The sequence below is a fragment of the Flavisphingopyxis soli genome (assembly GCF_007995095.1).
In the GTDB taxonomy this organism is placed as follows: Bacteria; Pseudomonadota; Alphaproteobacteria; order Sphingomonadales; family Sphingomonadaceae; genus Flavisphingopyxis; species Flavisphingopyxis soli.
The window spans coordinates 478124-501768 of sequence record NZ_VOPY01000002.1 but is presented as its reverse complement, the minus strand read 5'-3'; the positions used below and the strand labels follow the sequence as shown (position 1 = coordinate 501768).

The 23645-nt window shown below is 64.3% G+C and carries 18 protein-coding genes; 12 read left to right on the top strand and 6 right to left on the bottom strand.

What is annotated here, in order from left to right; genetic code table 11:
* Positions 1 to 8: 8 nt before the first annotated feature.
* Genes FSZ31_RS09070 through rpoD form a run of 3 tightly spaced genes read left to right on the top strand, consistent with a single transcriptional unit; the run spans position 9 to position 4803 of the window.
* Entirely contained in the window at positions 9 to 827 is an 819-nt protein-coding gene (locus tag FSZ31_RS09070; protein ID WP_147123026.1) for a hypothetical protein, read from the top strand.
* A gap of 31 nt (positions 828 to 858) precedes the next feature.
* Positions 859 to 2748 carry a DNA primase gene (gene dnaG / locus FSZ31_RS09065; RefSeq protein ID WP_147123025.1) on the top strand — a complete coding sequence of 630 codons (1890 nt, stop codon included), beginning with the start codon at positions 859 to 861 and terminating at the stop codon, positions 2746 to 2748.
* Between the two features lie 39 nt (positions 2749 to 2787).
* Entirely contained in the window at positions 2788 to 4803 is a 2016-nt protein-coding gene (gene rpoD, locus FSZ31_RS09060; protein WP_147123024.1) for an RNA polymerase sigma factor RpoD, read from the top strand.
* 119 nt (positions 4804 to 4922) lie between these two features.
* Here the strand turns inward: rpoD and FSZ31_RS09055 are convergent, their stop codons facing one another.
* On the bottom strand, positions 4923 to 5699 hold the full coding sequence (locus FSZ31_RS09055; protein WP_147123023.1) for a right-handed parallel beta-helix repeat-containing protein: 777 nt from the start codon (positions 5697 to 5699) through the stop codon (positions 4923 to 4925).
* 460 nt (positions 5700 to 6159) lie between these two features.
* Between FSZ31_RS09055 and FSZ31_RS09050 the strand changes: the two genes are divergently transcribed.
* Both FSZ31_RS09050 and FSZ31_RS09045 read left to right on the top strand, forming a co-directional pair.
* Positions 6160 to 6825: a DUF6975 family protein gene (locus FSZ31_RS09050; RefSeq protein WP_147123022.1), complete on the top strand. Its 666-nt coding sequence runs from the start codon at positions 6160 to 6162 to the stop codon at positions 6823 to 6825.
* Positions 6826 to 6939: 114 nt separating this feature from the next.
* Positions 6940 to 7782, top strand: a complete 843-nt coding sequence (locus FSZ31_RS09045; protein ID WP_147123021.1) for an AAA family ATPase — start codon at positions 6940 to 6942, stop codon at positions 7780 to 7782.
* Between the two features lie 21 nt (positions 7783 to 7803).
* Here FSZ31_RS09045 and FSZ31_RS09040 read toward each other — a convergent pair whose 3' ends face one another.
* A complete protein-coding gene (locus FSZ31_RS09040; protein ID WP_147123020.1) occupies positions 7804 to 9225 on the bottom strand; it encodes a methyl-accepting chemotaxis protein in 1422 nt (473 codons plus the stop codon).
* 126 nt (positions 9226 to 9351) lie between these two features.
* On the opposite strand from FSZ31_RS09040, the gene FSZ31_RS09035 reads away from it, so the two are divergent.
* Positions 9352 to 10527, top strand: coding sequence for a vWA domain-containing protein (locus tag FSZ31_RS09035; RefSeq protein WP_147123019.1), 1176 nt, complete (start codon positions 9352 to 9354; stop codon positions 10525 to 10527).
* A gap of 104 nt (positions 10528 to 10631) precedes the next feature.
* Here the strand turns inward: FSZ31_RS09035 and FSZ31_RS09030 are convergent, their stop codons facing one another.
* Positions 10632 to 11831: an exo-beta-N-acetylmuramidase NamZ family protein gene (locus tag FSZ31_RS09030; RefSeq protein ID WP_147123018.1), complete on the bottom strand. Its 1200-nt coding sequence runs from the start codon at positions 11829 to 11831 to the stop codon at positions 10632 to 10634.
* On the bottom strand, positions 11828 to 12370 hold the full coding sequence (locus tag FSZ31_RS09025; protein WP_236643742.1) for a DOMON-like domain-containing protein: 543 nt from the start codon (positions 12368 to 12370) through the stop codon (positions 11828 to 11830). The genes FSZ31_RS09030 and FSZ31_RS09025 overlap by 4 nt, the downstream gene beginning before the upstream one ends.
* Positions 12371 to 12400: 30 nt before the next feature.
* Here FSZ31_RS09025 and tyrS point away from each other — a divergent pair, with 30 nt between their 5' ends.
* Positions 12401 to 13639, top strand: coding sequence for a tyrosine--tRNA ligase (tyrS, locus tag FSZ31_RS09020; RefSeq protein WP_147123017.1), 1239 nt, complete (start codon positions 12401 to 12403; stop codon positions 13637 to 13639).
* Positions 13640 to 13707: 68 nt separating this feature from the next.
* Positions 13708 to 14049: a PilZ domain-containing protein gene (locus FSZ31_RS09015; protein WP_147123016.1), complete on the top strand. Its 342-nt coding sequence runs from the start codon at positions 13708 to 13710 to the stop codon at positions 14047 to 14049.
* A 145-nt stretch (positions 14050 to 14194) separates the two neighbouring features.
* Here FSZ31_RS09015 and recG read toward each other — a convergent pair whose 3' ends face one another.
* Positions 14195 to 16258 (bottom strand): ATP-dependent DNA helicase RecG, encoded by a 2064-nt coding sequence (gene recG / locus FSZ31_RS09010; protein ID WP_147123015.1) that lies wholly within the window; start codon positions 16256 to 16258, stop codon positions 14195 to 14197.
* 95 nt (positions 16259 to 16353) lie between these two features.
* Here recG and FSZ31_RS09005 point away from each other — a divergent pair, with 95 nt between their 5' ends.
* The gene (locus tag FSZ31_RS09005) at positions 16354 to 16620 is read left to right on the top strand and encodes an FAD assembly factor SdhE (protein WP_147123014.1); all 267 of its coding nucleotides are present in this window, start codon (positions 16354 to 16356) and stop codon (positions 16618 to 16620) included.
* Positions 16621 to 16636: 16 nt separating this feature from the next.
* Positions 16637 to 20101 (top strand): transcription-repair coupling factor, encoded by a 3465-nt coding sequence (gene mfd, locus FSZ31_RS09000; RefSeq protein WP_147123013.1) that lies wholly within the window; start codon positions 16637 to 16639, stop codon positions 20099 to 20101.
* A gap of 5 nt (positions 20102 to 20106) precedes the next feature.
* Here the strand turns inward: mfd and FSZ31_RS08995 are convergent, their stop codons facing one another.
* Complete coding sequence (locus tag FSZ31_RS08995) at positions 20107 to 21735, bottom strand: GGDEF domain-containing phosphodiesterase (RefSeq protein ID WP_147123012.1); 1629 nt, start codon at positions 21733 to 21735, stop codon at positions 20107 to 20109.
* Positions 21736 to 21908: 173 nt separating this feature from the next.
* Here FSZ31_RS08995 and moaA point away from each other — a divergent pair, with 173 nt between their 5' ends.
* Complete coding sequence (gene moaA, locus FSZ31_RS08990) at positions 21909 to 22856, top strand: GTP 3',8-cyclase MoaA (protein WP_236643768.1); 948 nt, start codon at positions 21909 to 21911, stop codon at positions 22854 to 22856.
* Positions 22853 to 23632, top strand: coding sequence for an NAD kinase (locus tag FSZ31_RS08985; protein WP_147123011.1), 780 nt, complete (start codon positions 22853 to 22855; stop codon positions 23630 to 23632). The genes moaA and FSZ31_RS08985 overlap by 4 nt, the downstream gene beginning before the upstream one ends.
* The last annotated feature ends 13 nt before the right edge of the window (positions 23633 to 23645 follow it).

The following is a 23645-nucleotide window of genomic DNA, read 5'->3' as shown; positions in this document are numbered from 1 at the left end:
GATTGGGGATGCTGTTGGCCCTCTCGCTCGCGGCGTGCAATTTCTCGTCCGAACGCCCCGACCAGCAGGCGCAGAACGAGGCCGAGGCAACAATCTCGGCGAGCAAGACGCCCGATATCACTCCGGTCGATAACGCATCGATCCGGGCCGAGGGCGTCGTCGCCAACGGCATCGTCATCGCCGATCTCGACGCGCTCGCTTTGGGTCCGAAGATCGTCGGGCCGGTCGGACCCGAAGTGCAAGCATCGCTGGCGACGCCGCTCGCCGCGTTCGGCGATATCGAAAGCTGGGTCGCCTGCCCCGCGCGCGACAGTATCCGCGACGACAGCGGCAAGACGACCATGCCGCAACCCAAGGCCCCCAAGATCGAGACGTGCGAGCCGGGCAATATGCGCGACGGCACGGTCTACACCTACGTCCATGCGGTGACGCCGGGCGTCGACAAGCCCAACGACCGCCCCTTCGCGCAGCCCGAGGCGCTCAACATGCCCGCCGACATCACCGCGTTCAGGGTGGCAGTGCCGCTCGCGGGTTTCACCGGCAAGGCCGGCTATTCGTTCGGCGATGCGACCAAGGCATTGGGCAGCAAGGGCAAGTTTGCAGTCGCCTGTCTCGGCAAGGCGATCGTCTTTACCGTCGAGGCGCCCGAGGGCGGCTGGCGCAAGGGCCAGACGGTGCGCTTTTTCTGGCAGAGCACGGTGGCCCCCGCTGGCCCCGCCGAAGCCTATGAACTCGCCGCCGACGGCAAGCGCGCGCGCGGCGCAGGCCCTGCCCCGGCGCAGCCCAAGGACGGCGAAGGACCCGCGCTCAACGTGCCATGCGCGTGAGCGGGCGGTTTAGCGGGCGAGGCAACGGCAGGTGACGCTCAGCCCGCAATGGCTCGACGAACTGCGTTCGCGCACGACGCTGTCGAGCCTGATCGCGCAGTCGGTCAAGCTGACCCGCGCGGGGCGCGAGTACAAGGCGTGCTGCCCGTTCCATAACGAGAAATCGCCCAGCTTCACGGTCAACGACGAAAAGGGCTTCTACCACTGTTTCGGTTGCAGCGCGCATGGCGACGCGATCAGCTGGATGACGCAGCAGCGCGGCCTGTCGTTCATCGACGCGGTCAAGGAACTCGCCGATGCGGCGGGGATGGACGTCCCCGCGCCCGATCCGCGCGCGGCGAAACGCGCCGAGGCGGCGCAATCGCTGCGTGACGTGACCGAGGCCGCGGCACACTGGTTCACCGACCAGCTCGGCGGGATCGATGGAACAGGCGCGCGCGAGTACCTCCGGAAGCGCGGGATCAGCGACGAGGTCCGGCGCCGCTTTGCGCTGGGCTTCGCTCCCGACAGCCGCGGCAAGCTCAAATCGGCGCTGAGCCAGTTCCCCGAGGCGATGCTCGTCGAATCGGGCATGCTCATCGATGTCGATGACAAGGACACCTACGATCGCTTTCGCGGCCGGCTGATGATCCCGATCCGCGATCCGCGCGGGCGCGTCATTGCCTTTGGCGGACGCATCCTCGGTGCGGGCGAGCCGAAGTATCTCAACTCGCCCGACACGCCGTTGTTCGACAAGGGCCGCACGCTCTACAATCTCGACCACGCCTCGCCCGCGTCGCGCAAGACCGAGCGGATCATCGTCGTCGAAGGTTATATGGACGTCATCGCGCTGTCGCAGGCGGGGATCGACGATGTCGTCGCCCCGCTCGGCACCGCGCTGACCGAACAGCAGATCGGCATGATCTGGCGCATGGTGCCCGTGCCGATCCTGTGTTTCGATGGCGACAGCGCGGGGCAAAAGGCGGCGATGCGCGCCGCGATGCGCGTGCTGCCGCTGCTTCGGCCCGGATTCAGCCTGGCCTTCGTCGCGCTGCCCGAGGGGCAGGATCCCGATGATATCGTCAGTGCCGGCGGCGCACGCGCGCTCGAGGCGATCCTCGACAAGGCCGAACCGCTCGTCGACCATTTGTGGAATTACGAACGCGGCTCAGCCCCGCTCGACACGCCCGAACAACGTGCGGGGCTCAAGCAGCGGCTCGGCGAGATCGTTTCGAATATCGCGCACGCCGATGTCGCGGCGCACTATCGCGAGAATTTCCGCGCGCGCTACGACACGCTGTTTTTCGGTGCGAGCCGCAACGAGGCGGCGGGTGGGTCGCGCTTTGTGCCCGGGCAGCGACGCAAGTGGCAGCCCGACCCGCGGCTGTTGCCGCCACACGGCACGACGCGGACGATCGGCGGATCGGGTCTCGAGGGCCAACTGGCCGAGGCGGTGCTCGCCGGATTGCTGCGCCATCCGCACAAGATCGCCGAACATGCCGAGGACCTCGCCTCGCTCCATCTCGCCGATGGCGAGGCCGCCGCGCTGCTCGAATCGATGATCGATGCCGCGTTGAGCGAACAAAGCCTTGATCGCGAAGCCCTCCTCACCATATTGGCCGGAGGTAGGGCATATCATCGGGCAAAGGCGCTGCTGCGCGCCGACGCCATGCATTTTTCGTTTACGCGCGATGCGCCGCAGACCAGCGACGGGGATGACGCCAGTGAGGCTCCCGACCCGCGGGCGATGCGCGATCTCGATGAAGCGATTGCGGCGATGATCGCCTGGCCCGAAATCGACGCGGCCTTGCGGGCGGCAACCGAACGTGCCAGTCGCACGTTGGACGAGGATAGCTACGCCGCGCAGCAGCATTTGCGCGCTATGAAGGCCGAATTGACCCGTCGCCTGGGCGACCTGATGCAGAGCGATGCAAACGGTTGACCGGGACGATACCACGAACAGATTATTGCTAGGGCGAAAATGGCGGAAACCAAAGACAAGGGCGAGAGCGACGCACCGTTGCTCGACCTCAACGACGCAGGCATCAAGAAGCTCATCGCGAAAGCGAAGAAGCGCGGATACCTGACCTATGACGAGCTCAACGAGGCTCTGCCACAGGACCAGATGAATTCGGAACAGATCGAAGACGTCATGTCGACGATCTCCGAAATGGGCGTCAATATCGTCGAAAGCGACGAAGAAGCGCAGGAAGAAGCCGAACACAAATCGGCCACCGCCGCCAAGGAGATCGACGGCGGCGCCCAGGCGGCCGCCATCAACGTTCCCGAAAAGAAGAAGGTCACGATCGACCGGACCGACGATCCGGTACGCATGTACCTGCGCGAAATGGGCGCGGTCGAACTGCTCAGCCGCGAGGGCGAAATCGCCATCGCCAAGCGGATCGAAGCCGGTCGCGACATGATGATCATCGGCTTGTGCGAAAGCCCGATCACCTTCAACGCGATCATCGACTGGTCGAACGCGCTCAACGCCGAGGAAATGCAGCTGCGCGAGATCATGGATCTCGACGCGATGCTGTCGAAGGATCCGGCGCCCGAGAATCTCGAGGACGATGCCGAGGACGACGACGGTGAAATCTCCGAAAAGACCGCCGGACCGTCGTACAAGGAAGAAGAAGACGTCGAGGACGCCGAGGGCGAAGACGACGACGAATCGTCGATGACCGAAAAATCGGCGCGCAAGACCGACGATGACGACGACGAGGACAATACGCTCAGCCTCGCCGCGATGGAGGAACTGCTCAAGCCCGACGCGCTCGCGCGTTTCGCCGTCATTACCGCGCTCTACAAGAAATTCTCGAAGATCCAGTCGGCGCGGATGGAAGCGTTGGCAGCGGGCGAAGTGTTCCCCGCGGCCGACGAGCGCAAGTACCAGAAGCTGTCCGAGCAGCTGACCGCCGAGGTCGAGAGCGTCCAGTTCCACAACGCCAAGATCGAATATCTCGTCGATCAGCTCTACAGCTACAACCGCCGCCTGACCGCCCTGGGCGGCCAGATGCTGCGGCTTGCCGAGCGACACAAGGTCCCGCGCAAGGACTTCCTCGACAGCTATATCGGGCGTGAGCTCGACGAATCGTGGCTCGCCACGTCGGCGAAAAAGGACAAGAAATGGGCCGCGTTCGCCAAGAACGAGGCCGATGCGGTCGAGCGCATCCGCAACGAGATTGCCGAAATCGCCCAGGCGACAGGCATGAGCCTCGGCGAGTTCCGCCGCATCGTCAACACGGTGCAAAAGGCCGAACGCGAAGCGCGCATCGCCAAGAAGGAAATGGTCGAGGCCAATTTGCGCCTCGTCATCTCGATTGCGAAGAAATACACCAATCGCGGCCTGCAGTTCCTCGATCTCATCCAGGAAGGCAATATCGGCCTGATGAAGGCGGTCGATAAGTTCGAATATCGCCGCGGTTACAAGTTCTCGACCTATGCGACCTGGTGGATCCGCCAGGCGATCACGCGTTCGATCGCCGACCAGGCGCGCACGATCCGCATTCCGGTCCACATGATCGAGACGATCAACAAGCTGGTTCGCACCAGCCGCCAGTTCCTCCACGAACAGGGCCGCGAACCGACACCCGAAGAAATGGCGCAGCGCCTGTCGATGCCGCTCGAGAAGGTCCGCAAGGTGATGAAAATCGCCAAGGAGCCGATCAGCCTCGAAACGCCGATCGGCGACGAGGAGGATTCGCATCTCGGCGACTTCATCGAGGACAAGAACGCGGTGATCCCGGTCGACGCCGCGATCCAGGCGAACCTCAAGGAAACCGTCACGCGGGTCCTGGCGTCGCTGACCCCGCGCGAGGAACGCGTGCTGCGGATGCGTTTCGGCATCGGCATGAACACCGATCACACGCTCGAGGAAGTCGGCCAGCAGTTCTCGGTTACCCGCGAACGCATCCGCCAGATCGAGGCCAAGGCGCTGAGGAAACTCAAGCACCCGAGCCGCAGCCGCAAGATGCGCAGCTTCCTCGACCAGTAAGCGAACGCGCAAGGCACGATTGAGATCGCACAGAAAAGGCCGCCCCGTCCTAACGACGGGGCGGCCTTTTCTTGGGCGTCCGATTTACGGCGACGGGTTCGCGCGTCGCGGTGACCAGATCAGTGCTGCGACGTCAGCGTGTAACCCGTCGGTGGCACATCGAGGAAAGAGTTGTTGCCGAACGAGAGCACTTTTCCGCCATTTTCGACAAGGAAAGATGGCGCGCCCCTGCCGGTAAAAATAACGTCGCTCAGGACAACGAGATTTTTATTCCCGTTGATGCGGATCTGCCCCAGTTCGTTGCCGGCCAGCAATGTCCGCGTTACCCACGCGCGACCCAAACCCGTCGCGTCCGACAGCGACAGACCATACTGGCTGTTGCCGATGATCGTCGAGCGATCGATCGTCAGGTCGGATGTGCCGGTCGACAGGACATTGATGCCGACTTGAAAGCCCCGGATCGTGCAGTCGATGATGATCACCTGCCCCGCAGCCGAAATCGACACGCCGTTGATGCCCGAAGTGGTGGCCTGGTTCAGACCTTCGAAATCGAGGCCTTCGAGGACAACGCGCGCAGTCGTGGGAGCATTGATCGTGATGCCATTGGTTCCCGCGACGAGTACGCCTGCCGTTGCACCATCGGCGCGAATGGTGATCGCCTTGGTGATGGTGACGCCGCCAAACCCGCCCGAATCAAGAACGTTGATCTCGCCGCCCGTAGCGGTCTTCGAGATCGCACCAGCGAAGGTCTTGCAGGGCGCGGTACGCGAGCATGGATTGGCATCGTCGCCGACTCCCGAAACCCACGTTCGCGTCGCCTGCGCCGACGCCGGCGTAGCCATGAAGGTAAATGCCACTAAGACCGCGGCAACGACCTGGATCAGTGTCCTTGGCATCGAATAGCTCCCTAAATGAACGTGTTTTACTGGCTGTTGAAATGCAGAACAGCGCCGTGGGAAGGCATGGTTACCACGATTTCAGAATTAGGGACAAAGTAAAATGCAGGGCTCAAATGAAAAACGGAGTTGATCTACCGTCACGACTTGAAATCCAAAGAAATTCGAGCGCAATGCAGTCGTCGGCGCGCTCGACCGGAATGCTGTCCAAGCCAATACCCCCGGCTCGCAAACCCAACCGAACCGGCAATGTCACCTATCCACGACCAAGGCCTGAAGACGCGGATCGGGCGCGCTTGGCGCCGCGCCGAGACAGTCGGTTTTTGCGCTCATTTACACCCCGATCGCTGAAAGCTGGGCACCCGCGTAAACCTGATTTTTACGAGTTGACCCCTAGGGTCCCGGTTAACGCGGTGAGATGCCTATCGGCGTCGTTCGTGCGCGAATCGGAGGGTCGGTCTTGTTAGAAGCACAACGCCTGGAAAATTCCGGCGGCATTGCCGAAATCGTCGATGATCTCGTCGCGAACGAGGGCACTGGCGCAAGCGCCTATGTCGCTTCGGGCAAACTGATTTCGGGACCGCAATCGCGCGCCAATCTCGCCGACGCCGCGCATTATCTCTGCCTGTTGCATGGCGACCATCCGGGCATGATCGATGCCGCACTCGAAACCAATGTTGTTCCCGCCGGTCGCGCCTGGCTCGCCGAGGCGGCCGATGGTTTTTCGAACGAGCGTGAATTCCTCGCACGGCTCGTCGCCACCGTCGGCTCGATGCCGAGCACCGTCGGACACGCCCAGTGCGAAGCTGCCGTTCTTGCCCAACGCCATGCGCTCGACATGCTCGCAGTCTCCGAACGGCGCGGCTGTGCCTTTGGCGCAGCAGTCGCACTGACCCTCGACTGGCGCACGATCCGCGCGATCCTCGACATTGCCGGCGAACGGCTCGACATCACGCCGATGCGCTGCACGCTTCCCGATCTCCAGGAAACCGCCACCGTCCTCATGTCGATCGCGCAGGACGAGGCGATCAAACGCGCCATCGATTTCGGCGCACGCCAGCTGCTCATGCAGCATCGCGGCCTGTGGGACCTGCTCGGCGTACGTGAAGCGTCGCGCGCCGACTGAGCGATCCCGCGCTCACGCGCGCCCGCGATGCCGTAGCGTCGCTTCCATCCCCCTTGTAACCGCCCCGCGCGTCCCCCTATGCGTGGCACGGCACACGAGTTTCAGAGGGATTTTATGCGCTTCGAAGGCACCGACAGCTATATCGCCACCGACGACCTCAAGGTCGCCGTCAATGCCGCTGCAACCTTGCGCCGGCCGTTGCTGGTCAAGGGCGAGCCGGGCACGGGCAAGACCGTCCTTGCCGCCGAAGTCGCCGCCGCGATGGGCGCGCCGTTGATCGAATGGAATATCAAGTCGACGACCAAGGCGCAGCAGGGCCTGTACGAGTATGACGCGGTGGCGCGGCTGCGCGACGGGCAGCTTGGCGAAGAGCGCGTCCACGACATCGGCAACTATATCAAGCGCGGCAAATTGTGGGAGGCGTTCACCTCTCCCGAACTGCCGGTGCTGCTGATCGACGAGATCGACAAGGCCGATATCGAGTTTCCCAACGACCTCCTCCAGGAACTCGATCGCATGCGCTTCCATGTCTACGAGACCGGCGAGACGGTCGAGGCGGCCGAACGGCCGATCGTCGTCATCACCTCGAACAACGAGAAGGAGCTGCCCGACGCGTTCCTGCGCCGGTGTTTCTTCCATTATATCCGCTTTCCCGATCGCGACACGATGCAGGCGATCATTGATGTCCATTTCCCGGGCATCCAGAAGATCCTGGTGCGCAAGGCGATGGATATCTTCTACGAGATTCGCGAGGTTCCGGGGCTCAAGAAGAAGCCTTCGACCAGCGAACTGCTCGATTGGCTCAAGCTCCTGCTCGCCGAAGACATGCCGCTCGACGTGCTGCAGTCGCGCGATGCGACCAAGGCGATCCCGCCGCTGCACGGCGCGCTGCTCAAGAACGAGCAGGATGTGATGCTGTTCGAACGCCTCGCCTTCATGGCCCGACGCAACGGCTGACGCGCGTCGCGCGCGCCGGCTTCAGCGGAAGTTGTACGCGACCTCGAGGTCTCCCCAGCGCCGGCCCTTGACGACCGCGGGCATATAGACGTTGCGCACGGTCAGGAAATTCGTCCCGTCGCCTTCCTGGCGATAGACGCACATGAAGAACGGCGCCTTGCTTGCCTTGGCGTGCTTGTCATCGACGTCGAAGATGATCCGGCCATTGCGGCAATAGGTCGTGTCGTGGACGAGATCGCCGGTGGGTTTGCGCGAATGTGCGGTCACGTGCGTCGGCAGGAAACCGTTCATGTCGGAGGCCGCGCCCATCTTAATCGCCGGGTGCGCGCCGCAAATACGATCGAACAACGGACGCCAGTTTTGGTCCGCCCAGTCGCTTAGCGAGGTGCGGAACAGCGGCGGATTGGTCCCTTCGACAGACCGATAATCGGTATCGAAAAGCTGTTCGATGGTCAGTTCGCCGGCGTCGATTGCCGTTTCGGCCAAGGCGACAAACTGGTCACGAAATCCTTCGGCGAGTTTGACGATTTCGGTATCGCCGGGCGACACACCCGCCGAGATCACCGAATTGAACATGCGGTTCGACATCGCCTCCATGCCGATGATGCTGCCGCGGGTATCTTCGAGCAGCTTCTGGTTGTTGCGCACGGTCGACGCGAAGGCGGTAAGCTCGTCGCGGACGCGCGCGCTGCTGACGTGGTTGAGCGCCGAATTGCGCGCAATGTCGTCGCTTTGTCCGTCGACGCGCTGGACGAGTTCGGAGGCGAGTTCGATCGCGTGATTGATCTCGACGAATTCCTGTTCGGCCTTGCGGCTCTGGTCGATTCCCCTGCCCACTTCGCTAACGATGCCTTCGGCTTCGGCGGCAAGATGGCCGACCGATCGGGTAATCTCGTCGGTCGCGTTGCGCGTGTCCTGCGCCAGTTTCTTGACCTCCGACGCGACGACCGCGAAGGTCCGCCCCGCATCGCCCGCGCGCTCGGCCTCGATCGCGGCGTTGAGCGCGAGCATGTTTGTCGTCTTGGCGATGACCTCGATCGTGCTCGAAACGCTGCGCACCTGCTCCATCACCGCGGCGAAATTGACGACGTGATCGCCGAGTCGCGAGACGAGGTCGGTCAGCGAGCGGAATTCGCCGACGACGACGCCGACCTGCTGCGCGCTCTGGTCGAGCTGTTCGCGCGCACGCGCAGAAAACAGCTTGGCCTCTTCGGTCGATTCGGCGATCTTTTCCTGGTCGCGTTCGAGGCTCTCGACGACGAGCTCGATCTTGTCGAGCGCCTTGAGCTGCCCTGCCATTTCGTCGGTCACGTCGGCGATCTGTCCCGCCGCGGTCGTGCAACCGACTGCCAGTGCGCCACAATCGGACGCGGTCGATGCGTCGAGCCCCGCATCGCCGGCGTCAACCAGGCTTTGCGCAATTCGGGAATGGTCGTGCTGCATGGGTACCTTCCGCTTGGATTTCGTGCGCAAGGCATAGCCAGCGAGTGGTTAATATCGCCTAAAGTCCCGGTCACGCGATACGCCCGGCGGCTTGGCTATTGCCTGCCGGGCCGATAAGGTGATGCGATGTTCATCGATTTCGTCGAAGCGTTGCGCGCCGCGGGCATTCCCGCCTCGATGAAGGAGCACCTCGTCCTGCTCGAAGCGCTCGATGCCGACGTCATCGCGCAGGATCCCGAGCAGTTCTATTTCCTGTCGCGCGCGACCTTCGTCAAGGACGAGGGGCTGATCGACGCATTCGACCAGGTCTTCGCGCGCGTCTTCAAGGGGATCATCGCGCCCGAGGGCGAGGAGCGCGCGACGGTCCCCGACGAATGGCTCCGCGCGGTCGCGCAACGCTATCTCAGCGCCGAGGAAATGGCCAAGATCGAGGCTCTCGGCGGCTGGGACGAGATCATGGAAACACTCAAGAAGCGTCTGGAAGAACAGGAAAAACGCCACCAGGGCGGCAACAAGTGGATCGGCACCGGCGGCACGTCTCCCTATGGCAATTCGGGCTATAATCCCGAGGGTATCCGGATCGGCGGCGAGAGCACACACAAGCGCGCGATCAAGGTCTGGGAAAAGCGCGAATTCCGGAACCTCGACGCGACGCGCGAGCTCGGCACGCGCAACATCAAGGTCGCATTGCGCCGCCTGCGTCGCTTTGCCCGCGAAGGTGCCACCGACGAGCTCGATATCGACGCCACGATCGACGGCACCGCGCGCCAGGGCTGGCTCGACATCCACATGCGCGCCGAACGGCGCAATGCGGTCAAGATCCTGCTCTTCCTCGATATCGGCGGGTCGATGGATCCGCACGTAAAGCTGTGCGAGGAATTGTTCAGCGCGGCGAGCAGCGAGTTCAAAAACCTCGAGTTTTTCTATTTTCACAATTGCGTTTACGAAGGCGTCTGGAAAGACAACCGGCGGCGTTTCACCGAGCGTACGCCGGTCTGGGACATCCTCCACAAATACGGCCATGACTATAAGCTGATCTTCGTCGGCGATGCATCGATGAGCCCCTATGAAATCACCTATCCGGGCGGCTCGGTCGAGCATTTCAACGAAGAGCCCGGCGCGGTGTGGATCGAGCGGATGACGCACATCTATCCCGCGGCCGCATGGCTCAACCCCGTCGCCGAAAAACACTGGGGCTACACCCCGTCGATCGGCATCATGCGCGAGTTGATGAAGGAGCGGATGTACCCGCTGACGCTCGCCGGTCTCGACGACGCGATGCGCACATTGGTCCGCAAATAGCGCAAACGCGCGGGAATTCGACGCAGGCTGACGTCATGACGTCATGGCGTCGGGCGTTGACCTGGAAGTAAGCCATCGACAGCGTCGCGGCGCAGACCTGTCGGTCAGTAGAGCAGGAAATCTCGCCTGGCATTGGCCCAGGCGAGCTCGTCGGTGCGCGTTATGCGATCGAGATCGGGCGGCATCGCCGCATCGTCGTCGACCCATTCGCGCAAGCCCGGTCCGCCGTTGATCACGTCGATCGCAAGCTTGTCGAATTCATATTCGTACGGGAAATCGCGCCACAGGTCGTAATCGGGCCAGAGCCGCCGGATCGCCTTGAAAGCGAGTGCCTGCAGCCGCCACGGCATGAACGCGAGATAGTCGTAATCCGGACCCTCGGCGTGGATCTGGACACCGTGACACATCTGCCCGGCATATTTGTGGAAGGTCGGTTCGAACCAGCATTCGCGCAGGATACAGCCGCCGAGCCAGTGCGGCGCGAGCGCGCGCATTTCAGCGATCACCGCGCGCGCGTCGATATCAGGCGCACCGAACAGTTCGAGCGGGCGCGTCGTCCCCCTGCCCTCGCTCAGCGTAGCGCCTTCGAGCATTACGGTGCCGGCATAGGCGCGCGCCATGTTGACGTTGGCCGCATTGGGGCTCGGATTGATCCAGATGCGGTCTTCGGGCCAACCAAAGCCCGGCGCGGTATCGGGCGCCCACCCCTCCATTTCGATGACGCGATAATCGACATCGAGCCCGAGCGTCGCGATAAACCAGTGGCCCAGCTCGCCGAGCGTCAGCCCGTGACGCATCGGCATCGCGCCGGCGCCGACAAAGCTCTCCCAGCCCGGGCGCAGCGTCATCCCCTCGATCGGCCGCCCCGCGGGATTGGGACGGTCGAGCACCCAGACGGATTTATTATGTTCGCCAGCATCTTCGAGGACGTAGCGCAGGGTCGTTATGAAGGTGTAGATGCGGCAACCGAGATCCTGGAGGTCGATCAGGATGGTATCGAACGTCGCCATCGATGCTGCCGTCGGACGACGGCTTTCGCCATAGAGGCTGAAGACCGGGATGCCGTGGATCGGATCGATGAAATCCTCGGTCTCGACCATATTGTCCTGCTTGTCGCCGCGCAGACCGTGTTGCGGTCCGAAGGCGGCAGTGAGATCGATTTCGTCGCACGCGCCGAGCGCGTCGATCGCGTGCGTCAGGTCGGCAGTAACCGAGGCGGGATGCGCGAGGAGCGCAACGCGCTGCCCCGTGAGCGGCGCGCGCAGCGCGGGGTCGGCGATCAGGCGGTCGAGTCCGGTTTTCATGGCGCGACTTGTGGCGGCAGTTGCGCAACGAAGCAATCGGGCGCGTGAAAATCGGGCGCGCCGGGCGGATGCGCCAGCGCCCAATAGGATTTGGTGCCGTCCTTCTCCTCGATTACTGCGGATAGAGCGATACGTGAAGGACCAGGCGGAATTTCTGAAAAATCGACGTCCACCTCAAGCGCGAAATCTTCGCCTAAAAAAAGTCTGTCGATAAATGGTTCAACCGCCAACCGCTGCTCGCTCATGCCCGAGCGATAGGCTTCAAAAACATAAGCTCCCCATTCAGTTGAAGGGGAGAAATTGAATTCATGATAACCTTCAAATCCGTCACCCGCGATGAACAATTCGAAGCACGTGCTGCGCCAGAGACCGTCCTGCCGTCTCGGTGAGGCCCATTCGGGGATGACTAGCTCTGCCGCGTTTTCTACAATGTAGGTGATCAGCGCCTCATTCTCATCCTGCGCGCACCACTCCACGCTTACACCCGTCACGCTTCTCGGCGGATGATCGGAATGCGGATGCAAGCGATACGTTTTCAAGCCACGACTCCCATGCTAATCGCTCGCGCCATGACCGAATATAAATCCGATCTTCTCAAGCTGCTCGAGAGCCGTGGCTATATCCACCAGACGACCGACGCGGAAGGGCTCGATGCGCTCGCCGCCAAGCAGGTCGTGCCGGGCTATATCGGCTTCGATGCGACCGCGCCGTCGCTGCATGTCGGCAGCCTCGTGCAGATCATGATGCTGCGCCGGATGCAGCAGGCAGGGCACAAGCCGATTGTCCTGATGGGCGGCGGCACGTCGATGGTTGGCGATCCGTCGGGCAAGGACGAGAGCCGCCAGATGCTGACCAGCCAGCAGATCGGCGGCAATATCCGTTCGATCCGCCAGGTCTTCGAACGGTTTCTGAAGTTCGGCAGCGGTCCGACCGACGCGATCATGGTCGACAATGCGCGCTGGCTCTGTGGCCTCGGCTATATCGACATGCTGCGCGACGTCGGTCCGCATTTCACGATCAATCGCATGCTGACCTTCGATTCGGTCAAGCTGCGGCTCGATCGCGAACAGCCGCTGACGTTCCTGGAATTCAACTACATGATCCTCCAGGCGTATGATTACCTGCACCTGTCGCGTGAGCAGCAGTGCCGCTTGCAGCTGGGTGGATCGGACCAGTGGGGCAATATCGTCAACGGGATCGAGCTTGGCCGCCGGACCGACGGCGCCGAGCTGTTCGGCCTGACCACCCCGCTCATCACCACCGCCGACGGCAAGAAGATGGGCAAGACCGCCGCCGGCGCGGTGTGGCTCAACGAGGATGCGCTGCCCGCTTACGATTACTGGCAATTCTGGCGCAACACCGACGACCGCGATGTCGGCCGGTTCCTGCGCCTGTTCACCGACATTCCGCTCGACGAGATCGAACGCCTCGAAGCGCTCGAGGGCGCCGAGATCAACGAGGCGAAGAAATGCCTCGCTGACGCCGCAACCGCGCTGTGCCGCGGCGAAGAGGCCGCCGTGCGCGCCGCCGAAACCGCGCGCCAGACCTTCGAGACCGGCGCTCTGTCTGGCGACCTGCCGACGCTCGCGCTGCCGGCAGAGGGCATGACCGTCATCGAGGCGCTGACCGGGCTGGGTTTTGCCGCGTCTAACAAGGAAGCCCGCCGCAAGATCGACGAAGGTGCGGTGCGCATCGACGGCGAACGCATAACCGACCCGCGCCACCCGATCGGGCCGCTATCGGGCGACCAGGCGCTCCAGATCAGCCTCGGGGCAAAAAAGCACGGCCGGATTATTCCGGCCGCCTGATTGCATCTTCATGGTTTATTGAGATTCGTTCGGCATTCTCTACCCTCGCACATTAGGGCACGAGTTATATGCAGAAGATCGATCTCTCCAAGGCTCAATACGCCGGACCCGACACGCGGATCGCACCCCGAACCGACATTTATGCCCGGACGTCGGTAACCTTGCCCGACGCACGGCAGGAAGTGGTGACGATCGTCAACATTTCCGCCGATGGCGTCCTGTTTCGCCTGCCGCAACAGTTCGAAGTCAACGACATATTGATCTTCAAGATGCCGATCCTCGGCCAGGTTGCCGCGCGCGTCATCTGGTCGATGGCGGGCCGTACCGGCGTCCAGTTCGAAAACATGATCTCGGTGCAGGATTACCTCCCGCTGCTGCGCGCTTTTGGCTGCACCCCGCGCGAGCAGTAAGCGCGGGATCAGACACACAACACATCCGTTCGGGCTGAGCGTGTCGAAGCCCTGCCATATTTATTCTCAGCATTGAGTTTCAATCCGACCCTTCGATACGCGCCTTCGGCGCTACTCAGGGCAAACGGGGTTGGGGGAATGGACTTCATCCGCCCCTGAGCAGCGGCACCGCAGCGTCGCGTTCGAACAGATAGAGGCACGTGCGCGCCGCTTCGCCGCGCTTGCCCGCAATCCCACCGTCGCGATCGATAAACAGCCGCGCATCATCGTGCGCGAGCGGTAACAGTCGCTGCAGCTGTTCGGGCGTCGCGACGCGATAGCCCGCCTCGCCCGATTGGCGCGTTCCCAGCACTTCGCCCGATCCGCGCAATTCGAGATCGGCCTCGGCAATACGAAAGCCGTCATTGGTCTCGCGCATCATCGTCAGGCGGGCCTTGGCCGATTCGCTCAGCGCTTCGCCGCGAACGAGCAGGCAGACCGATTTCTCGGCGCCGCGCCCGACGCGCCCGCGCAGCTGGTGCAGTTGGGCCAGGCCGAACCGGTCGGCGCTCTCGATGACGATCAGGCTCGCATTGGGGACGTCGACACCGACCTCGATCACCGTCGTTGCGACGAGCACGGAGGTCTCGCCGCGCGAGAACGCCTCCATCACAGCGTCCTTGTCGGGGCCCTTCATTCGGCCGTGGACGAGCCCGATCCTGTCGCCGAAACGCTGTTTGAGCGACGCGGCGCGTTCCTCTGCCGAGCCGAGATCGACCGCGTCCGATTCCTCGACCAGCGGACAGACCCAATAGGCCTGCTTGCCCGCATCGATGTGCCGGCCAAGTGCATCGACGACCTCGTCGAGCCTTGCCGAGCCGATGATCCGCGTATCGACGGGGGTGCGCCCCGGCGGCATTTCGTCCAGTCTCGAAACGTCCATTTCGCCGTAGTTCGACAACAGCAGAGTGCGCGGGATCGGCGTCGCGGTCATCACCAGCAGGTGCGGCGGGCGTGACGCCTTTTGCGTCAGTAACAGCCGCTGTGCGACGCCGAACTTGTGCTGTTCGTCGATCACCGTGACGGCGAGATCGCGATAGGTCACCGCCTCCTGGAAGATCGCGTGCGTGCCGATGAGGATATCGATGCTGCCGTCGGCGAGGCCCATCAGCGTCGCTTCGCGGACTTTGCCCTTGTCGCGCCCGGTCAGCACCGCGAGGTTGACCGGCATGCCGACGAGCATCGCCTGGAGCGTCGCGAAATGCTGCCGCGCCAGGATCTCGGTCGGCGCGAGCAGTGCGCCCTGCTTGCCTGCCTCGACCGCGGTGAGCAGCGCGTCGAGCGCGACGATCGTCTTGCCCGAGCCGACATCGCCCTGCAGCAGCCGCAGCATCGGTGTGTCCTGCGCGAGGTCGCCCTCGATTTCGTCCATGCTGCGCCTCTGCGCGCCGGTCGGCGCAAAGGGCAGTTTGAGCATGTCGCGCAGGCGGCGGTCGCCCGTCACCGGATGACCGCGCCGCGCCTTCAATGATTGCCGCACCAGCATCCAGGCGAGTTGCCCGGCGAACATCTCGTCATAGGCCAGTCGATCGCGCGCCCTGGCGTCGTCGGGTTCGGCGTGCGCCGCGGCCAGCGCGGGTCGCCAGCCGAGCCATTCCTCGCGCGCGACCAGCCCCGCATCGGCCCATTCGTCGAGCTCGGGCGCGCGTTCAAGCGCCTGGGCGGCGATGTCGGCCATGCGCGCGTTTGTCAGGCCTTCGCTGAGCGGATAGACGGGTTCGCGCAGTGCGATCGACACTTCGCTATCGACCGGTTCGACCATGTCGGGATGGACGATCTGCAAGGCATCGCCGAAACGATCGAGCCGTCCCGCGACGCGCCGCGCCTCGCCAAGCGGAAACAGTTTGCGCGCCCAGCCGGTGTTGCGGCCGAAATAGACGATCGAGACATGGTTGCCGACGCCGTCGAACGCCTCGATTCGGAACGGCGCGCGGCTCGACCCGACCGAGCGATAATCGCGCGCGGTCAGCGTTACGAGGATCATCCGTCCGACATCGGCTTCGTCGAGCTCGGCGACCGCCTTGCGTTCGATCACCCCGGTCGGCAGATGGAACAACGCATCGACGATCCGCGCCAGACCGAGACGGCCCAGGGGCTTGGCGAGGCCGGGTCCGATCCCCTTGAGGCTCGTCAGTTCGGCAAACAGCGGATTGAGTATATCGGGGCGCATGACTATCTGTGCTGCCTAACCCACCGCGCCGCAGCACGCCAGTTCGTCCTGCGGTCGATCCCGATTCGCCCGACCGCATCGACAGAAAGTATCCCATGGACCACGCAACGCGCCTCAAACGCCTGCACTTTCGCGCCTGGCACCGCGGGACGAGAGAAGCCGACATGATGATCGGTGGCTTCCTCGATACCCATGGCGCATCGTGGGACGAGACCGAAATGGCGTGGTTCGAGATGCTGCTCGATCACGACGATGTCGACATCATGGCCTGGGCGATCGGCACGCAAGTCCCGCCCGAGGCGGTCGCGGGCCCGCAAATGGCCGCGATGCAGCGCCTCGATTACATCGATATTCCCAAGTGAGTGCAGCGCCCACCGCATGACCGACCTCGCCCAAATCCTGCAGGCCAAGGCGCCGCTGACGCTCGCCGGCGTGCCGACCGGCTTCCTGCCCGCGATGCTCGCCGACCTGACGCGCGCGGCGCCGGGCCGGACGGTGTTCGTCGCACCCGACGAATCGGCGATGCACGCGATCGCCGATACCGCGCAGTTCTTTGCCCCCGAGATGGTCGTGCGGATCTATCCCGCGTGGGATTGCCTGCCCTATGATCGCTCGTCGCCGAGCCTGCGCGTCTCGGCGCAGCGGCTTGCCACGCTGGTGGCGCTGCAGGGCAAGCCTGCCGCCGCCGAGCTGATCGTCACCACGGTCAACGCGATCACCCAGCGGACGCTGACCCCGTTTCGCGTTCGTGGCCTGTCGGCCAGGCTCGCGGCGGGCGAGCGGATCGACCGCGACCGGCTGATCCGCCTGCTGCAGGACAATGGCTATTCGCGCGCCGATACTGTCGCCGACCGCGGCGAATATGCCGTCCGTGGCGGCATCGTCGACCTCTTCCCCTCGGGCGAGAGCGAGGGGCTGCGACTCGATTTCTTCGGCGACGAGATCGAGAGTATCCGCCGCTTCGACCCGACCGACCAGCGTACGACGGGGCGCGTAGACGGTTTCACGCTGTTCCCGGCGGCCGAAACTCTGCTCGACGAAGCCAGCATCAAGCGCTTCCGCTCGCGCTATCGCGAACGCTTCGGTGCCAATGCGACCGGCGATCCGCTCTACCAGGCGGTCTCCGAAGGCCGACGCCTCGCCGGCATGGACCACTGGCTGCCGCTGTTCGAGGAGCGGCTCGAGACACTGTTCGACCATCTCGGGCCCGACACGCTGTGGGTCCGCGACGGCGGCACCGAAAGCGCCGCCGAATCGCGCTTCGAGGCGATCGCCGATTATTTCCGCAACCGCACCGAGGCGGTGCGCAGCGATCCGGGCAGCTATCGCCCGCTGACGCCCGACACGCTCTACCTCTCGCCGACCGAGTGGCAGGCGCGGATCGCCGGTGCACCGATCCACGCGACGAGCGCCTTTCCCGAGCCGCCCAGCACATCGGTCATCGCATTCGGCGTCGCGGGTCCCCGCGACTTCGCGCCCGAACGGACCCAGAACGCCAACGTCTACGATGCCGTCGTCGCGCATGCGAAGGGCGAGGCGATGCGCGGGCGCAAGCTCGTCCTCGCGAGCTACTCGGGCGGATCGCGCGAACGCCTTGCCGGCCTCCTTACCGATCACGGCCTGACCGGCGTCGCCAAGGTCGACACGTGGCAGGAAGCGCTCGGGACCGCTTCGGCCGCGACCGTCGCGCTCGTCACCCTGCCGCTCGATCACGGCTTTACCGGCCCCGATGTCGCGTTGCTGACCGAACAGGACATGCTCGGCGACCGCCTCGTCCGCCGGGTCAAGCGCAAGAAGAGCGCCGACGCCTTCCAGGCCGAGCTGGCGATGATGACGCCGGGCGACCTCGTCGTCCACGCCGACCACGGCATCGGCCGCTATGAAGGGCTGACCTCGATCCCGGTCGGATCGGCCCCGCACGATTGCGTCGCGCTGACCTATGCGGGCAGCGACAAATTGTTCGTGCCCGTCGAGAACATGGACGTGCTGTCGCGCTACGGATCGGACAGCGAAGGCGTCCAGCTCGACAAACTGGGCGGCGAAGCATGGCAGCGGCGCAAGGCGCGGATGAAGGACCGCATCCGCGAGATCGCCGGAGAGCTGCTCGCGACTGCGGCGAAGCGCGCGATGCGCCCCGCCGAGATCGCCCTGCCCGACCCCGCTTATCCCGAGTTCGTCGATCGCTTTCCGTTCGAGGAAACCGACGACCAGGACCGCGCGATCGCCGACACGATCGACGATCTGGCCAAGGGTCGGCCGATGGACCGGCTGATCTGCGGCGATGTCGGCTTCGGCAAGACCGAGGTTGCGTTGCGCGCCGCGTTCGTCGCGGCAATGGCGGGAATGCAGGTCGCGCTGGTCTGCCCGACGACATTGCTCGCACGCCAGCACGTCATCAACTTCACCGAGCGCTTCAAGGGCTTCCCGATCAACATCGGCCGCCTGTCGCGCCTCGTCCCCGCTGCCGAAGCCAAGAAGACGCGCGAAGGCCTTGCCGACGGGACGATGGACATCGTCATCGGGACCCACGCGCTGCTCGCCAAATCGGTCGAGTTCAAACGCCTCGGGCTCGTCATCGTCGATGAGGAACAGCGCTTTGGCGTCACGCAGAAGGAAAAGCTGAAGGCGCTGCGGACCGACGTCCACGTCCTGACGCTGACCGCGACGCCGATCCCGCGCACGCTGCAGATGGCGATGTCGGGGCTGCGCGACCTTTCGGTCATCCAGACGCCGCCGGTCGATCGCCTTGCGGTGCGGACCTATGTCACGCCGTGGGACCCGATCGTCATTCGCGAAGCGCTGCTGCGCGAACATTATCGCGGCGGGCAAAGCTATTTCGTCACTCCGCGCGTCGCCGACCTGCCCGAGCTCGAACGCTTCCTGCGCGAAGAGGTGCCCGAGGTGAAGGCGGTCGTCGCGCACGGCCAGATGTCGCCGACCATTGTCGAAGAGCGGATGAGCGCGTTCTACGACAACAAATACGATGTCCTGCTGTCGACGACGATCGTCGAATCGGGCCTCGATATTCCGTCGGCCAACACGATGATCATCCACCGCGCCGACCGCTTCGGCCTCGCCCAGCTCTACCAGCTACGCGGCCGCGTCGGCCGGTCGAAGACGCGCGCCTATGCCTATTTCGCCACCGCACCGCAGCGCGTGCTGACCGAAACCGCCGAAAAACGGCTCAAGATCCTCGTCGATCTCGACACGCTCGGCGCCGGCTTCCAGATCGCCAGCCACGATCTCGACATCCGCGGCGCGGGCAACCTCGTCGGCGACGAGCAGTCGGGCCATATCCGCGAGGTCGGCTTCGAGCTCTACCAGTCGATGCTCGAGGACGCGATTTTGGCGGCCAAGGCAGGCGTCAGCGATCTCGATATCCAGCTCGATACCAAATGGTCGCCTCAGATTACCGTCGATGCGCCCGTCCTGATCCCCGAGACCTATGTTCCCGACCTGGCGCTCAGAATGGGGCTCTATCGCCGCCTCAACGACCTCGAGGGCAAGGCCGATATCGAATCGTTCGCTGCCGAGCTGATCGACCGCTTCGGACCGATCCCTGCGCCAACCGAAAACCTGCTGCGCCTCATGGAGATCAAGCAGAACGCTCTGCGCGCGCGCATCGCCAAGGTCGATGTCGGTCCCAAGGGCGCAATCGTGGCGTTTCGCAACGACGAATTCCCCAACGTTCCCGGGCTGCTCGATTATGTCGAACGGCTCAAGGGTATCGCGCGGCTGCGTCCCGACCACCGCCTCGTCATCGCGCGCGCGTGGCAGACGCCGGGCGATCGCCTCCATGGCGCGTTGCAGTTGTCGAAGGGGCTTGCCAAGCTGGCGCGCTGAACGGGCTAGAGAAACTCGGCGAGCTGGTCCGATGCGACCGCTGCCGAGCGCAGGAAGCCCTGATAATAGGTGCAACTCTCGGCCTTGAGCAGGTCGAGCTGTTCGGTCGTTTCGACCCCTTCGGCGATCGTTTCGAACCCCAGTGAGCGCGCCAGTTCGAACACCGCGTGGATCACTGCTTGGTCGCGCTGCGACCCGACCAGGTCCTTGGTCATGTCGCTGTCGATCTTGAGATAGTCAACCGGCAGGTCGCGCAAATAGCCGAGCCCGGCATAGCCCGAACCGAAATCGTCGATCGCGATCCCGACACCCGCCTCCTTGAGCTCGGCGAGCGCCGCCGATGCCTGCGCGATATCGCGGACCATCGCGTCCTCGGTGATTTCGACCGTGATCCGGCTGCAAGGCGCGTCCCAGCGTGCAAGCCGATTGAGAAAGCGCGCGGAAAACCCTGACCGGGCAAGGTCTTCTGCGGTGATGTTGAGCGATAGCCTGACATGGCCCATCGCTTTCGGCCAGCCCGTCATGTCGGCTAGCGCGATCTCGTGGATATGCGCGGTGAGCTCGGGCAACACGCCCGCGCGGCGGGCCGCGGTGACCAGCGGCGCCGCGCCGAGAGGACCGAGATCGGGATGGTCCCAACGCGCAAGCGCCTCGACCCCCGTCATCGCGCCGCCTTCAATTGCGAATTGCGGCTGATAGACGACGCGCACTTCGGCTTTGGTGATCGCGGTCCCGATGATGATCGCCGGACCGTCGATGCCCTCGCTTCCGAGTGCCTGCGCGGCATCGCGCAACAGGTCCGAAGGCTGCGTACCCTGTGCCCCGGCAATGACCGCGGTCCGGCAACCGACCTGCCAGCTCGTCCCCGCGAGCATCACCGGCGTGCCGAGCGAATCGACCAGCGCCTGCGTTTCGGCTTGGACTTGCTCGACGCTGGTTTCAGCCGGCGCGATCAACAGGAAACGCGCGCCCTTGAGCCGCGTCACCAGCGCGTCCGGGCCCCATTCGTCGCGGGCGAAGCGGTCGATCAGGCCGGCCAGTATGCGCAGCAGTTCGTCGCCCGCTTCCTCGCCCGCCTGGTCGTTGACGCGGTCGAGATCGGTTGGTTCGACCAGCAATATCGTCGCCGACGATGTCGCGAGCCGCGCGTGGAGCAAGGCCAGCGCCGCGGTCTCGCCGGGCAGGCCGGTAACGTGATCGCGACGTTGCTCGAGAAAGCGGCGGTCATCGGCGCCGTCGTCGGCCACCCCCGCCCCGCCTGTACTGATCGCTATGCACGCTCGCAGCTCTTCGTCGCAGCAATCGCCCGGGAGATAGATGTCGAACCCCGCGGCAACGAAATCGGCGAGCGCACCGCTTTCGCCGCGCGCGTTCATGACGATGATCCGCGCGCCATTGGCCCGGACGATCGCACCGATGTCGTGCAGCGCGGCGAGCGTGTCGGGAACCGCGTCGCGCGCGTCGACGAGCAGCGCGTTCGACCCCGCCATGATGAAGCGTCGCACCAGTCCCTCGCGCCGCCGGGCGACCATCGCGGGTACGCCCAGCGCGCTCAAACGGTCGGCCATGGCATCGCGATGCGTGGGCGACAGGACGAACAGCGGGCGGTCGGACAAGGCTTCGTGCGTTGACATGGAAACTCGACTAGCAGCTTTTGATTGCGCAATCCTTAGCCTTTTCGCACGATCGTCGCTTGCGCTCGGGCGAGACGCACCATAGGTCTGGCGCCGTGCACAGCCCAGCCATAGCAGCGCGTACCGATCGCCGGCTGATCGACGTCCACGGACGGCGGATCAGCTATGTCCGCATGTCGGTGACCGATCGCTGCAACCTGCGTTGTACCTATTGCATGCCCGCCGACATGCGCTTTCTTCCGCGCCCCGAACTGCTGACCGCCGACGAGATCGTCCTGCTCGCCGAGGCCTTTGTCGCGCGCGGCGTTACGCGCATTCGCCTGACCGGCGGCGAACCGCTTGTCCGCAAGGATATCGGGCAGATCGTCGAACAAATCGGCGCGTTGCGTGCACGCGGGCTCGAAGAGGTCACGCTGACGACCAACGGGGTGCTGCTCGATCGCCATGCGGCGATGCTCGCGGCAGGCGGCGTCGAGCGCGTCAATGTCAGCCTCGATACGCTCGACCCCGAGCAGTTTCGGGCGATCACGCGCGGCGGCGATATTGGCCAGGTGCTCGCGGGGATCGAGGCAGCGCGCAGCGCGGGTCTCGCGGTCAAGGTCAACATGGTCGCGCAGCGCGGGGTCAATGAGGACCAGCTGCCCGCGATGATCGATTATTGCGATGCGCGCGGGATCGACCTGTCGCTGATCGAGGCGATGCCGCTCGGCCCCGAAGCGGCCAGCGCCAGCGACAGTTACATCGCGCTTGCCGATTTCATCCGGCCACTCACCGATGCCGGCGACGCGCTGGCCCCCGCACTGCATCGCACGGGTGGGCCGGCACGCTATTATGCGCTCCCGGGAAAGAGCATCCGGCTCGGCCTGATCAGCCCGCTGAGCCGCAATTTCTGCGAGGGCTGCAATCGCGTCCGGGTTACCGCGACGGGGCGCGTCTATATGTGCCTCGGCCGCGAAGACCATGTCGACCTGCGCGGGGCGGTGCGATCGGGCAATAGTGAGGCGATCGACGACGCGATCGACGCGGGGCTCAGGATCAAGCCGCTGGCGCACGATTTCCTCACCGCGCAACGTGAACGCACGGCCGCAGTTTCGCGGACGATGAGCGAGACGGGGGGATGACCGCATTGTCACGAAAGATCGCGCTGGTCGCGTCGACCACCGAGCCGGCGAGCGCCGCCGAACGCCAGCTGCGCGACGCCTATGATTTCGTCGACACCGGTGATGCTGACATGCTGCTGGCACTCGGCGGCGACGGCTTCATGCTCCAGACGCTCCACCATATGCTCGACAACGGCCGCACGCTGCCGGTGTTCGGCATGAACCTCGGCACGCTCGGCTTCCTGATGAACGAGTGGCGCATCAAGGGCCTCGATGCGCGCATCGCCAAGGCGCGCGAGATCACCGTCACCCCGCTGACGGTCGATATCGAGGCAGTCGACGGGACGCGCATCACCCTGCCGGCGATCAACGAGCTGTCGCTGCTGCGCGAAACGCGCCAGGTCGCCAAGATCGAGGTGGCGATCAACGGCCGCACGATGCTGCCCGAACTGATGTGCGACGGCGTGCTCGTCGCCACCCCGGCGGGTTCGACCGCCTATAATCTAAGCGCGCACGGCCCGATCCTGCCGCTCGATTCGGCGCTACTTGCACTGACCCCGATCAGCCCCTTTCGCCCGCGCCGCTGGCGCGGTGCGATCCTGCCCGAACGGACGCGGATCACCTTCACCGTTCTCGAATGCGAAAAACGCCCGGTCAGCGCGGTCGCCGACCAGCGCGAAGTGCGCAATGTCCGCCGTGTCGAGGTCGCGATCGACCGCACCCGATCGCTGACCTTGCTGTTCGATCCCGAGCACGCGCTCGACGATCGCATCGCGATGGAGCAGTTCGTCGTTTGAGGTGTTGCATTGC